Annotated in this window: 15 protein-coding genes; 7 read left to right on the top strand and 8 right to left on the bottom strand. The window is 70.1% G+C overall.

Annotation, left to right across the window (positions count from 1 at the left end):
• Positions 1-277 precede the first annotated feature (277 nt).
• Positions 278-613 (top strand): hypothetical protein, encoded by a 336-nt coding sequence (locus tag OG730_RS03840; RefSeq protein WP_327302809.1) that lies wholly within the window; start codon positions 278-280, stop codon positions 611-613.
• Positions 614-616: 3 nt separating this feature from the next.
• Here OG730_RS03840 and OG730_RS03835 read toward each other — a convergent pair whose 3' ends face one another.
• From OG730_RS03835 to OG730_RS03820, 4 genes are all read right to left on the bottom strand, one after another.
• Positions 617-1333 (bottom strand): GAF and ANTAR domain-containing protein, encoded by a 717-nt coding sequence (locus tag OG730_RS03835; RefSeq protein WP_327302808.1) that lies wholly within the window; start codon positions 1331-1333, stop codon positions 617-619.
• A gap of 18 nt (positions 1334-1351) precedes the next feature.
• Positions 1352-2086, bottom strand: coding sequence for a GAF and ANTAR domain-containing protein (locus OG730_RS03830; protein ID WP_327302807.1), 735 nt, complete (start codon positions 2084-2086; stop codon positions 1352-1354).
• Positions 2083-2682 (bottom strand): hypothetical protein, encoded by a 600-nt coding sequence (locus OG730_RS03825; protein WP_327302806.1) that lies wholly within the window; start codon positions 2680-2682, stop codon positions 2083-2085. The genes OG730_RS03830 and OG730_RS03825 overlap by 4 nt, the downstream gene beginning before the upstream one ends.
• A 65-nt stretch (positions 2683-2747) precedes the next feature.
• Positions 2748-3083, bottom strand: a complete 336-nt coding sequence (locus OG730_RS03820) for an STAS domain-containing protein (protein ID WP_327302805.1) — start codon at positions 3081-3083, stop codon at positions 2748-2750.
• A 1170-nt stretch (positions 3084-4253) separates the two neighbouring features.
• Here OG730_RS03820 and OG730_RS03815 point away from each other — a divergent pair.
• The 3 genes from OG730_RS03815 (at position 4254) to OG730_RS03805 (ending at position 7250) form a co-directional block, all read left to right on the top strand.
• A complete protein-coding gene (locus tag OG730_RS03815; protein ID WP_327302804.1) occupies positions 4254-4694 on the top strand; it encodes a hypothetical protein in 441 nt (146 codons plus the stop codon).
• Positions 4695-5303: 609 nt separating this feature from the next.
• On the top strand, positions 5304-5777 hold the full coding sequence (locus OG730_RS03810) for an ATP-binding protein (RefSeq protein WP_327302803.1): 474 nt from the start codon (positions 5304-5306) through the stop codon (positions 5775-5777).
• A gap of 1155 nt (positions 5778-6932) precedes the next feature.
• A complete protein-coding gene (locus OG730_RS03805) occupies positions 6933-7250 on the top strand; it encodes an STAS domain-containing protein (protein ID WP_327302802.1) in 318 nt (105 codons plus the stop codon).
• An 81-nt stretch (positions 7251-7331) separates the two neighbouring features.
• On the opposite strand, the gene OG730_RS03800 is transcribed toward OG730_RS03805, so the two are convergent.
• From OG730_RS03800 to OG730_RS03785, 4 genes are read right to left on the bottom strand one after another with little or no spacing between them, the layout of a single operon-like run.
• Positions 7332-7823, bottom strand: coding sequence for a MarR family winged helix-turn-helix transcriptional regulator (locus OG730_RS03800; RefSeq protein ID WP_327302801.1), 492 nt, complete (start codon positions 7821-7823; stop codon positions 7332-7334).
• A 41-nt stretch (positions 7824-7864) separates the two neighbouring features.
• The gene (locus OG730_RS03795; protein ID WP_327302800.1) at positions 7865-8293 is read right to left on the bottom strand and encodes an STAS domain-containing protein; all 429 of its coding nucleotides are present in this window, start codon (positions 8291-8293) and stop codon (positions 7865-7867) included.
• Entirely contained in the window at positions 8290-9351 is a 1062-nt protein-coding gene (locus tag OG730_RS03790) for a cobalamin B12-binding domain-containing protein (protein WP_327302799.1), read from the bottom strand. Before OG730_RS03790 ends, OG730_RS03795 begins: the two co-directional genes overlap by 4 nt.
• 8 nt (positions 9352-9359) lie before the next feature.
• Positions 9360-10949 carry a PP2C family protein-serine/threonine phosphatase gene (locus tag OG730_RS03785; protein ID WP_327302798.1) on the bottom strand — a complete coding sequence of 530 codons (1590 nt, stop codon included), beginning with the start codon at positions 10947-10949 and terminating at the stop codon, positions 9360-9362.
• 385 nt (positions 10950-11334) lie between these two features.
• Here OG730_RS03785 and OG730_RS03780 point away from each other — a divergent pair, with 385 nt between their 5' ends.
• From OG730_RS03780 to OG730_RS03770, 3 genes are read left to right on the top strand one after another with little or no spacing between them, the layout of a single operon-like run.
• Positions 11335-11769 carry an ATP-binding protein gene (locus tag OG730_RS03780; RefSeq protein WP_327302797.1) on the top strand — a complete coding sequence of 145 codons (435 nt, stop codon included), beginning with the start codon at positions 11335-11337 and terminating at the stop codon, positions 11767-11769.
• Positions 11762-12277 (top strand): STAS domain-containing protein, encoded by a 516-nt coding sequence (locus OG730_RS03775; protein ID WP_327302796.1) that lies wholly within the window; start codon positions 11762-11764, stop codon positions 12275-12277. Before OG730_RS03780 ends, OG730_RS03775 begins: the two co-directional genes overlap by 8 nt.
• 55 nt (positions 12278-12332) lie before the next feature.
• Entirely contained in the window at positions 12333-12587 is a 255-nt protein-coding gene (locus OG730_RS03770; protein WP_327302795.1) for a hypothetical protein, read from the top strand.
• Positions 12588-12662 lie beyond the last annotated feature (75 nt).

Genomic DNA, 12662 nt, shown 5'->3' with positions numbered 1-12662 from the left:
AGGAGAATCCGGAAGGGCATGGCCGGGACCTGCACAGCGGTCACAGGGGGTGGTACCTGCGTTCCGCGGGGTCCGGGCGAAGCGGAGGGTCGGAAGGCCTGGCTCCGGAGCTTTTCCGGGCGGTACGGCCCAACACCGTCTGCGTCAGTGAACGCCGGGCGGTGTCGCCTGTCAATGGGCCCGACGACTGTCGCTGCGCTCCCCGGGAGACTAAGCTGCGGGGTGAAGCCCTGGTCCCCGGCAGCGATGATCTGTTCCGCTGTGGAAGGGACCGCTCGTGTCCGTACTGCTTCTCGTGCTCCTGGTGGCTCTGCTCATCCTCGGCTACTCCAGCCACCTGCTGTGGGTGGCCGCTGCCGTACTGCTCTTCACACTCGTGCACCGCGGACGGCGGGGCGGCTCGGGACGGCAGGGCGATCATCGGGGCTACGACGACCACCACGACCACCACGACCACCACGGTTACGACGACTACGGCGACTACCGGGACCACCGTGACCAGCAGCACCGCTGGGACCGCCGCTATGCCCGACAGCACCGTGGCCGCCAGGGCCGTGAAAACCGCCGCGACCGCGACCGCGACCGTGACCGTGACCGCGAAGAACCGCACTGACCGTCAGACGGCCAGGTCGGCGAGGGGTTCGGTTCCGTCGATGAAGGCGCCGGCCAGGTCGGACAGGCGCCGGTTGTGCGAGCGGGCGTAGCTGCGCAGTGCGGTGAAGGCCTCCTCCATGCCGATGCCCTGGCGTTCGGCGAGCTTGCCCTTGGCCTGCTCGATCAGCACACGGCTGTTCAGCGCGGACTGCAACTGCTCGTTGAGCACCGTGCTTTGCCGGGAGGAGCGTTGCTGGAGGAGGCTGATGGTGGCGACGTCGGCCAGGGCCTGGGCTACGGGCGTGGCGGCCGGATCGAAGGGTCCGGGGCGGGCGCGGAACAGGTTCAGCGCTCCGACGACCTCGTCCCGCAGGCGCATCGGCAGGGCCTGGACCGCCGAGTAGCCGCTGTGGCGGGCTTGCGCGGTGAAGCGCGGCCATCGGCCGGCTTCCGTGCTCAGGTCCGGGATGGTGACGGGTGCGCCGGTGTGGAAGCACTCCAGGCACGGGCCTTCGTCGTTCTGGAGCTGGAACAGTTCGAGGAGGCGGACCTGCTCGTCGGAGGCGGCCATCACGCGGAGTTCGCCGTTGCGGTCAGCGAGGAGCACGCCGGCCGCGTTCACGTCGAGCATGCCGACACATCTGTCGGTCAGCATGCGGAGGAAGTCGATCAGGTCGAAGTCCGCGACCAGGTTGTCCGCAAGTTCGACGAATGCCTTGGCGAGGAGCTGTTCATTCATCGTGTACACCTTCCGTTGTCAGGCATCGTCGGCGGCGCTCCGTTCCTCGTTCGCGTTTCGGTCCGGCGACAGCCGCAGTCTGCGGGCCACCACGTCGGCCGCCACTTCGGCGAGCCGCCGTCCGTGGGCATAGGCGTAGGCGCGCAGACGGACGAACGCCTCCTCGATGCCCACACCGAGCTGGACGGTGAGCATGCCGGTCGCCTGATCGATCTCGGCCCGGTAGCCGCCGAGTTCCTCGCCGCCCACCCCGTCGATCCGGGCCCCGAGGAGTACGAGCGTGGCCGTGTCCGCGAACACCATGGCATCGGCCAGTGCCGCGGAGTCCAGCTCGCCCGGTGCACCGGAGTAGAGGTCCAGCACACCGGGGCTGATCCCGCCGATCCGCAAGGGGAACGCGAACACCGCCACCGCTCCGGCGGTGACGGCTTCCAGGGCGAAGACGGGCCATCGGAGCCGTTCCCCGTCGGCCCGCAGATCGGGCGCCAGGACGGCCGACCCGAAGGCGAAGGCATCCACACCCGGGCCCTCGCCCAGCGTGAGCTGGAGTTCTTCGATCCGCTCGCTGACCAGGCCGGTGGCGTAGAGGGGATGGCCGGCCGAGGCCTTGGACATGGCCGACACTCCTGCTCCGTCGATCGGCAGCGCGGCCACCGCGGCCGTGCACACGTCCATCACCGCGATCCGTTCGCCGCGCCGAGCCGCCTGCTCGGCGACCAGTACCCGGATCCTGGCCGACCGGCCACCCGTCACCGCTGCGGCCGCCGGGTGCCTGTGGGGAGTCTCTGGCCGGACGCACCTGCCGGCGCCCTCCCGAGCGGCAGAACCAGCGCCCGTTGCCGTGTGGTGCCGGGCGGCCTGTGGACCTCGCCGACCTCGCGCCATCCCCAGGACCGGAAGGCTGCCAGGCTCCTGACGTCGGACTCGGGCACGAGGGTGGCACCGAGGGACGCACCGTGGTCGTCCAGCAGCCGCTCCTGCAGCCGTCGGCCGAGGATGAGGGCCTGTCCGTGCGGGGCGACCACGACGTCGGTGACGGCGAAGACGTGGCCGGAGGTGGTGAGTTGTTCGATGTCCCGGGGAAAGGGGCCGAGGAATCCCCTCCACCAGGAACCGTCGCGCCGCAGGGGGAAGCCGAAGACGCATCCGAGCACGGTGGCACGCTCCGCGACCAGCATGGCGAATCCGGGTCGCCGGACATCGCCGGTCAGGCGGCGGAGGAAGGCTTCCCGGCTGCTGTGGGCCGTAAACGCCAACAGGTGGGAGGACTCCACGTACAGGTCCGCGACATCCTCCCTCAGCGCCTCGGCCTGCCACCGGTTCAGCCGCCGCAGGCGGATCGAGGCCATGTCCTCGGGACCGTACGGAGCCCCGCGGCGGCCCCTCTGAGCACGCCCCATCGGCGACGTGTCCGTCACCGCACACCACCCAGGGCGGCGGGGAGGGCGGGGAGTACAGGGACGGCGGGGACGGCGGGAGCCGGACGGTCGCCGAGCAGGAAGCCGGAACGGGTGATGTCGATGATCCGGACCAGTGCGGGCGGCGGGTGGTGCAGCCTCAGGGTTCCTCCGGCCGCCGTGATGCGCCACCATGCGGCGAGGAGGACGCCCAGGGCACTGCAATCGCAGAAGGTGACGGCGGACAGGTCGATGTCGATGGCGCGGACGCCGTCCCGCGGGTGTCGCGCCAGTGCCGTGCGCAGCGAGTGGACGGTGGAGATGTCGAGTTCACCGGCCGGAGCGATCAGCACCCGGCCGTTCCTGTCATACCTGTGGGCGTTCGTATCGGGGACACGCATGATGGGGTGCCTCGGTTCGGGACCAGCCGGGTACGTACCGGTCGGAGCCGGACTCTCCGGCTCCTCCTGTCGCTTCCCGGTGCGGGTGTGCGCGCGGCGGGCAGGGCCGGTCCGGCAACCTGCGTTCCAGGAAAGGGACGGACCAAGCCCTCGGATGCGCCGGGGCCGACGGATGGTGACCGGCCGCGACGCGGAAATCTGGCATGCAACGCGCCGTCAGGGTCTGGAACGGGAACGCTCTGTTCGGAGCATAGCCCGGTGCCGGTATCGGCGGAGGGGCGCAAGCAGGCCGCTTCTGGCTGGTTACCGACCGGCGCGTGGGCGCACCCACGCGCGCCACCGGTGCCACGGGCCGGCACAGCGATTTCCGCACGGTGTGCGTCTCGCGGGGGCCACGTGTCGGTGACCTGGCGTTCGGATGCGTGTCCTCGTCTGAGGGCGGACCGGATCCGGGTCGAGCGGGAGCGGATATCCCCGGACCCGGACCCGGTGACGCTTGTGCCTGCCGGATCGTTTCAGCTGGCGTGAATGAAAGATTCCGCTTTATGCGGCCCGGCCGGCAGCCTCTCTACGGCACCAGCTCGGCCTCCACCTTGGCCGACCGGGCCTGGGAGATCGAGGAGTCCGCCGCCGGCGCCGACAGCGGGGGACCCCGACCCCGGCGCCGCCGTCCGGGTGGAAGGGCCGCGGAGTGGTGACGGGTGGATCACGGCCCACCACGGCATCCCGCGTCGGTCGTTGGGTTGGGCATGGATCAGAGAAACGTTCCGGCGCAGCTCGGTTTCACTGACCCGCGGGCCGGCGGCGGGTGGGTTTCGGAGTCGCCGATCTACGACGCCGTTGAGCAGCAGTGGCTGTGCGAGGGCCGAGAGGTCCCCGGCCGACAGGATCCCGCACCGCGAGACAGGCGCTGGCCCGCAGGCGTGGACATCTTCCACCGCGGCTGATCGGCCCCGGGCTCATCCGGCGCGAGGGAGAGGAATGAGGAGACACAGTGGGCCGCCGGTTAAGCCGGGCCGGGATGCTTGGCCCCGTCGCCTCAGGGCAGACGCTGATTGGAACGGCGGGCTTCCGCCGGTCGCGGCTCATTCGCACGTGGCGGTGCGGAGCAGGGAGTGCTCCATGATCCTCATCCTCGGTCTCATCCTTTTGATCGCTGCCCTGATCTTCGCCGTGGCAGGGGTCATGGCGAATCTCGGCAGTGCCCACGAGCTCACCAATGACTTCTCTGTCTTCGGTTACCACGTCACCAGCTCGACCGGTGCGCTGTTCCTCTACGGCATCGCTGTCGGAGCGGCCGCCGTCCTGGGCCTTGCTCTCGTCCTGGCGGCGGCCCGCCGGGCCTCCCGCCGCAACCGCCTCGCCCGCCACGAAGCTTCCCTCAGCTCGAAGCGGGAGAGCGCGGTCGTGGACCGCGAACGCGAGGACCTGATCGAGCAGCGTGACGCCGCCCGCGCGCAAACCGCCCAAGCCCTCGGCGAGGACCGCCCCACCCCGACGGCCGCCCCGGCCACGGGTCGCAGGCGCACCAAATGGTTCGGCGGGCACAGTGAGCCCCGCTAGGCCGTCTCTTTCGGATCTTGTCGGCCGAGCCCGCGGCGTCTGGTGCCGTGCCTGGGCGTGCTGCCGGGGCGCTCGCGTACTGGGCGTACGTGGCCGCCTCGGCAGTGCGGCCAGGCGCGGTGCCAGGCGTCGCGGGCCCGGCAAGATCCGAAAGAGACGGCCTAGCCCTGGGCGCTGCTCCTTCGAGTGCTGGCCGCGTCGGGCGTTGTGCCCCCACCCGCAGCTGTCGAACTCAACGGCACGCGAAAATCTGAGTAGCGGGGACCTGGAAATCTGCGGTGGTCGGAGTAGATAGTGGGCTGCGGCGCGGTTATGGTTTCTCTCGTAGCCCGGAGAGACAGCAGGGCCTGGCAGAGCGCCGCTGCCGCTGCGGACCCCGAGGTCGCGGTCTGAGACGCCGTAGCCGCCTGCTGCTTCCTGCTCCGCACGCTGCCCAGGACGCATGGCGTGCCCGGGCCACTTCATTCCCGTGGTCGATCTCCGTCCTCGCGGCACCCCGCAGAGAGATGGGGCGGTCAGATCTTCGTTTCGTGACTCTCGTGTAGGGCTGCCGTTTCGGGGCATCCGGCTGAAAGCAGCCGTGTGGCTTGCTCAGGATGAGGGTGGCGTATGGCTGCTGTGGTGTTCCAAGACGAGTGTGAGCTGCTGGTCAGCCGGCCGATCGTGTCGGCCATGGCCTTGGATGGCAGTGAGCCGATCGCTGGGGCCAGGCGTGCTGCCCGCGGTTTCATGGCCGATGTGCAGGCCGTTCACGGGCTTCCGGTGTCGGACCGTGCGATGGGCATGGTGGAGCTGGTGGTCAGCGAGTTGGTGACCAATGCCTACAAGTACGCGCCCGGGCCGTGTCTGCTGGAGCTGGAGGTGGGCGCCGGCGTCGTGGAGATCAGCGTGTGGGACACCGCGGCGCAGCTGCCCGCGGTGAGCTCGGCTGATCCGGGCCGGGTCGGGCAGCACGGCCTGGAGATCGCGATGGCGGTGTGCCGAAGTTTCGAGGTACGGCGCGAGCCCGTGGGCAAGCGGGTGAAGGTCACCATAGGGCTGGCCGACGACCCCGACGGGGACCCGGCCGGTCGCCTCCTGTGATCATGCCGGCCAGGCGGAGCGTCAGGCGTCGAGGTCCTGGCTGAGAGGGACGGAAAACCCCGGTAGATCCACGTACGGCAGTCCCGTGTCCCGTTCGCACGGGCTGGGGACGGGTGCCTTCTGCGCCGTGCCGACGAGAGGGCCCGCAGGTCCGGTAGGCGCATGTACGGCGTGCGGGGACTGGTGTCGCCGACGGCGGCTTCGGCGGTGCCTGGGCGCGTGGCCAGACACGGCGCGTAGGCGCCGCCGCCGTGGATCAACTCAGCCCGCCTCGATTTCCTCCTTGCGGAGCACTTGGATTCCTCATCGAGGTGTACACGGAAATCTATGTTGGCTGGAGTAGACATTGGGCTGTCGTCTGGCTATGGTTTCTCTCGTAGCCCAGAGAGGTCGAGGGGCCCGGCAGAGACGAACTGCCAGGCAGTAGTACACGAGTGCAGGTAGTTGCAGTTCGGTGGTGCGGTGCGGTCATGGAGTGTCGAAGCCAGAGTTGTTGTAGGGCGGCGACGGGACTGATGACCGGACCGGGTGGCCCGCAGTGATCAGGGGTCGCCGCGAGCAGTGCCGCAGTTGACGCAGGTGGCAGTACCCAGCAGCGAAGTCAGTGAGAGCAGCACCTCGGTGAAGGCGTCGGCTGCGGGCGCACGCACCGGGAAGTTCGGCAGTGGGGTTCCAAGCCAGAGCAGACGCACGATGGGCAACGGGGCTGGCTGCCGGAGAGCGGTGCTCTGAGAGGCCGCGGCAGTTCGCAACAACCAGCAGGACCAGCAGGAGCAGTACTGCAGTACCGGTTTGGCGAGTGATCCCAGAGGGATGAACGGAGGAGTCGAGGCACCATCAGGATCGCCCGGGCAGCATGTGAGCCCGGGTACCGCAGGACATCGATAGTGAGGTGGTCTCCGGTCGAGCAATCGCGATCCCCGCGTCCCCGACAGCGCTCAGGTCGCGGACCCACAAGGCCGGCGCGGTATCAGGGCCGGTAGATGGTGTGGTCAGTTCCTTCGGGGCCCTGGTGCAAAGGCACCAGGGCCCCTCCGTACGCAGAGAAGTCGTTCGGCCGTCTCGATGCCGACGGCCAAGCCCGTCTGCGTGATGGGCCGTATTCCTCGGCCTCCCCGACAAGCCGGTAAGAGGAGGCCCCCCTTGGAACCGTGTGTGAGGGTCCGACCGGACATCGACGGTGTCCGCGTGATCACCTGCTCGGGCGAGTTCGACCAGGACACCCTCGAACCTCTTCGTCAGGCGGTCGCGGGTGCGCTCGCCGATCCGGTGCGCACGATCGTGCTGGACGTCAGCGGGATCACGTTCGCCGACTCCTCCATGCTCAACGAGTTGATCCGCCTGTGGCGCACCGGCCGTCCCATGGTTCTGGCAGGCCCCCTGAACCCACAGGTGGCCCGGCTCTTGGAGCTCACCTCGGCGGATCAGCTTTTCACCGTGGTCGGCAGCGTCGAGGTGGCGCTCACCTTGTAGTCGACCTCGCCGAGCCGGGGCGGCGGAAGGCCGGGCGGGCTATGTGGCCGGGACGGTGGGGCAGGTCGCGGGGACGGGTGCTCAGGCGGTGGGGTCGTCCTGCTGGGGGGAGCGTGTGGTCGCGGTGATGCCGAGCTGGAGTGCTGCGAGTCCGGTGGCGAGTGCTTGGCGGGTGTCGGCGCTCATGGTGTCGAGGGCTTGGGCGAGTGTCTGCTGGCGCTTTTCCCGTATCTGGGCGAGGTGTCGTTCCCCGGCGGGGGTGAGCCGGGGGGTGAGCTCGCGGCCGTCGCCGGGGCCGGGGTGGCGGCGTAGGAATCCGGTGGCTTCCAGCCGGTCGCAGAGCCGGGTTACGGAGGGAGCGGCGGCGCCGAGGAGCTGGGCCAGGGCGCTCATGCGGATGCCGGGTCGGCGGTCGAGGAGGAACATCAGGCGCAGCTGCGTGGTGGAGACCGGTGCCGCGGGTGCTGATTGGCGGGTGTTCTCGTAGACGACGTCGAGGAGTTCGGCGATGTCGCTGACCGAGCGCGCGGCGTCCGGGTCGATGCCGCGGGGCCCGAAGGCCGGTACAGGCATGGGTATTCCCTCCGTGCGAGCGGCCCGCCCGCCGGTGCCGGTCAAGTGCTGGGGTCCTGCCCGCTGGAGCGGGACTTTATAGCTTCCTGCGTACCGGCGGATGTTCTCTCGGGCGTCGAGGCCGCCGACCGGCTCCTCGCGTGTGGGTTGGTGAGGTAGTCGAGGGTGCCGGTGACGTGGAGTATCCGCTCCAGGGCCGGCGGCCGCCCCTCCAGGTGCAAGCGTACGCCCGCGGCGTCCGCGCGCCGGCGGATCATCAGCAGGACCGCCAGCCCGCTGGAGTCGACGCCGGCCATGTCCGTGCAGTCCACGTACAGATCACGCAGAGTGCGCGGGCCGGCCAAGACCGCGGAGACGGCGTCCAGGAGGCGGTCGGCATCCTGGTGGTCGAAGTCGCCGTGCAGCTCGATGCGCACGGCGCCGGCCGTGTCGGTGCGGGTGAGGCGCAGCGGCCCGGGTACGGGGATCATTCGGCGGCTCCGCCAACGGTGAGAGGGACAGGGGTCAGGCGCGTGACGGCCAGGCGGAGCATGTCGGTGGCCCGAGGGAAGTCCTTCAGCTCACCTGCCAGTACGTCCAGCGCCGGCGGCAGACTCCGCGCAGGGACGCCGCGGGCTTCGAGGATGCCCGCGGTCCACAGCAGGAAGCGGGAGAACAGCTCGGCGTCGCCGGTGTAGAGGGCGGCACCGAGGAACTCCACGATGTGAGCCAAGTCCTCGGCCGTGCGTTCCCGCTGGGCCTCGCTGTAGCCGCGCATCGCCGGAAATCTGTTCTCCAGGCCGGTGAAGACCGTCCGTACGAGCTGGGGGCGACTGCGGGCGACGAGGGTGTACTCCTGGTCGGCCAGGTGCGGCAGGTCATCGATGGGCTGGTGGTCGGAACGGGGCCGCGGCAGGGGCCGGCGCTCGAGAAGGTCGGCGGCCGCACGGGCGTCCGGCATCCACGCGTCCGCGCCCAGCAGGCGGGCGTACTCACCGTCCGGCCCGAACGCGGCACCCCCCACGAGGACCGGAGCCCCGGCAGCCTGACACGCGGTGATCGTCGCGTGCGCGGTGGGCAGCCGTGTGGGGATCGAACTGGACAGGGCGACGACGTCCGCCCCGGTGCGGTGGATGTGCGCGACGAGGTGCGGGGTGGGGACGTGGGCGCCGAGGTAGTCCACCTGCCAGCCCCGGAGCTTGAGGACCTCGGCTACGAGCCGGGCCGGCAGCCCGTGCCACTCCCCGTCCACGCACGCCACCACGACCCGCCCCCGCGAGATCTCCGTAAGGGCGGCCGGATGTTCGGCGACGACGGTTATGGCACGCTCGTTGATCGCGGTGGCGGCGTGCTCCTGCGCGACGCTGATCCGGTTGGCGGCCCATTGCTCTCCGATGCGGCCCTGCACCCGGGCGATCACGTTCAAGAGGAGGTCCTGCGGTGCGGCTCCTTCGTCCAGGGCCTGGCGGACCACGGTGACCGCGGCCCGCTCGTCGCCCTCCAGGGCCGCGTCCCAAAGCCCTGCCGCCAGGGCTTCCGTGCTTGTCATGTGGGTTGTCACGCCGTGAACCTGCCCCGCGTGTGCCCGTTTACGGCACTGAGGTGGTTGGTTCGGGGCGCGGAGATCGCCACGACGGCCATGTCGTCGTGACGGCCGCTGCCGACCCATTCGGAGGCGAGCATCTGCACCCGCTCCACCACCGCTTCCGCCGGCATCCCCGCGCACTCCCCGAGCACCCGCTGCAGCCGCGCGTCACCGAACATGGCCCCGCCCAGCGGTCCGCCTCGTGCCTCGGTGATCCCGTCGGTATAGAGCACGCAGGTCTCGCCCGGGGCGAGCGTCACCTCCGCCGTCTCGGCGGTCACGGCCGGCAGCGCTCCGACCAGCGTGCCGTAGGTCGCGGCCTCCTCTACGGTTCCGTCAGCGCGCAGGATCAGCGGAGCGGGATGGCCGGCGCTGGTCAGCCGCAGCTTGACGGAGCCGGCCTCGCGGACCGCGGAGGCCAGAACCAGGGTCGCGAAGCGCGCGTTGTGCGTGCTCAGCAGCGCGGTGTTCAGCAGGTTCAGCATCCGCGGGTGGTCATCGGCCATGGGCAGCAGGGCGTGCAGGGTGTTACGGATCTTTCCCGTCATCACAGCGGCCTCCAGGCCCTTGCCGCAGACGTCGCCGAGGACGACCAGCGACGCGTCGCCCGCCACGGCGGCGGGGTGGACGTCGTAGAAGTCCCCACCGACCCGCTCATGGTCCAGGGAAGGCCGGTAGCTGCCCGCGTACTCGACTCCCGCCACCTGACGCAGGGATGGCGGGAGCAGTTCGCGCATCAGCGTCTCGCTGATCGACGCCTGCTCCGCATACAGGCGCGCGGCTGACATGGCGGCGCCCGCTCGGGCGGCGAAGAGGCCGGCGAACACCTCCTCGCCCTCGGTGAATCCGCTACCGCCCGAGCGGCGCAGCAGGACCAGCGCTCCCGCGGGGACTCCGTGGCCGGGCAGCGGTGTGATCACCATCGACCCCACCGTGCCGAACTCCTCCGGGACCAGCCACGCCGGGGCGGTGGACGGGTCGATCCAGCGCGAGGGGACGGGCGGGAACCCCTGCAGTGCTTCCGCCAGACCCGGTACGGCCTCGGGCTGCGCGGCAACCCGCGACGCCCTCGGCATCCCGCCGCGCACGCAGGACACGATGGGCAGGTCACGGCCGCGTGAGGGCGCGATGACCACAGCCGCGTCGGCCAGGTGCTCCGCGGCCATCTGAGCCGTGACGTCCATGCACCGCTCCAGATTCAGCGAGGACAGCAGCACATTCGACGCCTCGCCCAGGAAGGCGGTGCGCTTGCGCTCCATCCGCAGGGCCTCGCGGGCCAGACGGTGGTCGGTGTCGTCGACGAGCCACCACACCACCGTCCCGTCACCGGGGCACGTCGGATGTGCTTCATACGAACGGTCGCCGACCGGACCCTGCACCAGAGCGCCGGCTTCAGCTGCCGAAGGCCGGGCACGTGCCGGGGCGAGACAGCGGGTGTGGGCTTCGGACAGCCACGCGGGCACGGTGTCCGCGATCGACGTCCCTGCGCGGGCCAGGGGGAAAAGCAGACCGGCAACCTCGTTGACCAGCACCAGGGTTCCCTGGTCGTCTGCCACAAGCACGGGGTAGGGGGCCTCACTCCACGGCGCGCGCGCCGAAGGGGCCGCTTCCTGGGTGGGAATCACCAAATCGTTGAGGCCCGCTGCGCGAACCCCTCACCTCATAGTCTCGGAGAAAGTTACTTGCCTTCCGGCAACCATCCTCCATCCGCCACCCTCCTGGCAACCGCGCCTCCCGCACCACGCCGTCCCGAACCGGTTCGAGGCCACCAACCTCAGGCCTGTATCCCGATGGGCGGACAGCGTCCAGGACGCAATGAAATGCTGACTACCTTCACCCGCGGCCGAACCAGATCGGCGCGGCGCATGACCTCCACCATCAAGGGCAGGCGATAGCGGCATGAACGCGTCTGCGGCAGCCGACAACACCCCCCGTCCGGAGCACACCATGAACGGTGCACAGTCGGCTGTCGCCACGGCGGCTTCCGCCCGCCACCGGGTCACCGAGCTCCTCACGCGCGCGGGCATCAGCCCCGACAGCGTCCCTGCCACAGACGCTCTCCTGCTCACCTCGGAACTCGTCACCAATGCCATCCGCCACGGCGGCGGCATCACCCACTTCCACGCCGCCATCACCGACGACGCCCTCCACCTGGCCGTCAGCGACGCGAACCCCGACCACCCATGGCCCCACCCCACGGCCCACGGCCGTCCTGGCGGCTACGGATGGCCCCTCATCCAGCTCCTTGCCGAACGCGTTGACATCACCCCCCTCCCAGGCGGTGGGAAAACCATCACCGCCACCCAGCGCTTGAAGAGCGCGGACGCGACGTACGGGGCGTTCGGGACAGCCGAAAAGCAGCAGACAGGCGCGCATGAGTGATGCAGAAACAGCCAAAGTGGTCGCCACCAGAATTGCCGCATACCTTGCCGCGGTTCACCCCGACGCTCCGAACCCCGACGACCTCGCCTGGCTCATCGTCCACGAACTCAACCAGGCCGGACTCCTCGCCAGCAGCCGCCCCAGGCCCGACGCCGATGAGAAAGCACCAGGAGCGCAGCAAGTCCTGGCGCTCCCGGACCGCGACGACGGGGCACGCGTCATCGTCTGCGCCGGTGAATTCGATCAGCGGACCCTACGGGCCGTTCAAGAGGCCGGCACCGCCGCCATCACCGATCCGGACATCCGGCGCATCGTCCTGGACGTCAGCCGCGTGACCTTCGCCGACTCCTCCATGCTGAACGAGATGTTCCGCCTCCGGCGCAGCAGCCCCCTGGTTCTAGTCGGCCCTCTGCCCAATTCCCTCGCACGCGTCCTGGAACTCACACAAGCCCGCGCCCTGTTCCCCGTCACCGACAGCATCGAAGCGGCTCTCGCCTGGGGTGGGTGAGCCAGTTCACCCGCTTGCGGGGCCCTGGAGGGGGCAGGCGCGTGAGGTGACCACAATGGACGCGAGAGTGTATTGCGGCGACGACGGCCGGTGGGCCGCCCCGTTGCCCGGACGCCTGTACGTGAACCTGCTCGGCGGCCCCCTCGACGGCCAGCTCTACGACATCACCGACCTGTCCCCGCAGCAACGCGCGGTAGGAGCGCTCCTGATCACCGATCGAGGCCTCTTCGGACCCGGCGGCCGCTCTCTGTACAAGCCCTCCGAAGCCGATCCCGCAGGCCCCTTCCTCTGGGAGGGGGACACCCCCTGAACATCGGCACGGTCACGCCGTCGGCGAGTACCACGGTCGCCGACCGGGTGGTGCGCGAGATCGCGGAACAGGCGG

It is taken from the genome of Streptomyces sp. NBC_01298, assembly GCF_035978755.1.
Taxonomy (GTDB): Bacteria; Actinomycetota; Actinomycetes; order Streptomycetales; family Streptomycetaceae; genus Streptomyces.
This window is presented reverse-complemented; position numbering and strand designations above follow the sequence as displayed.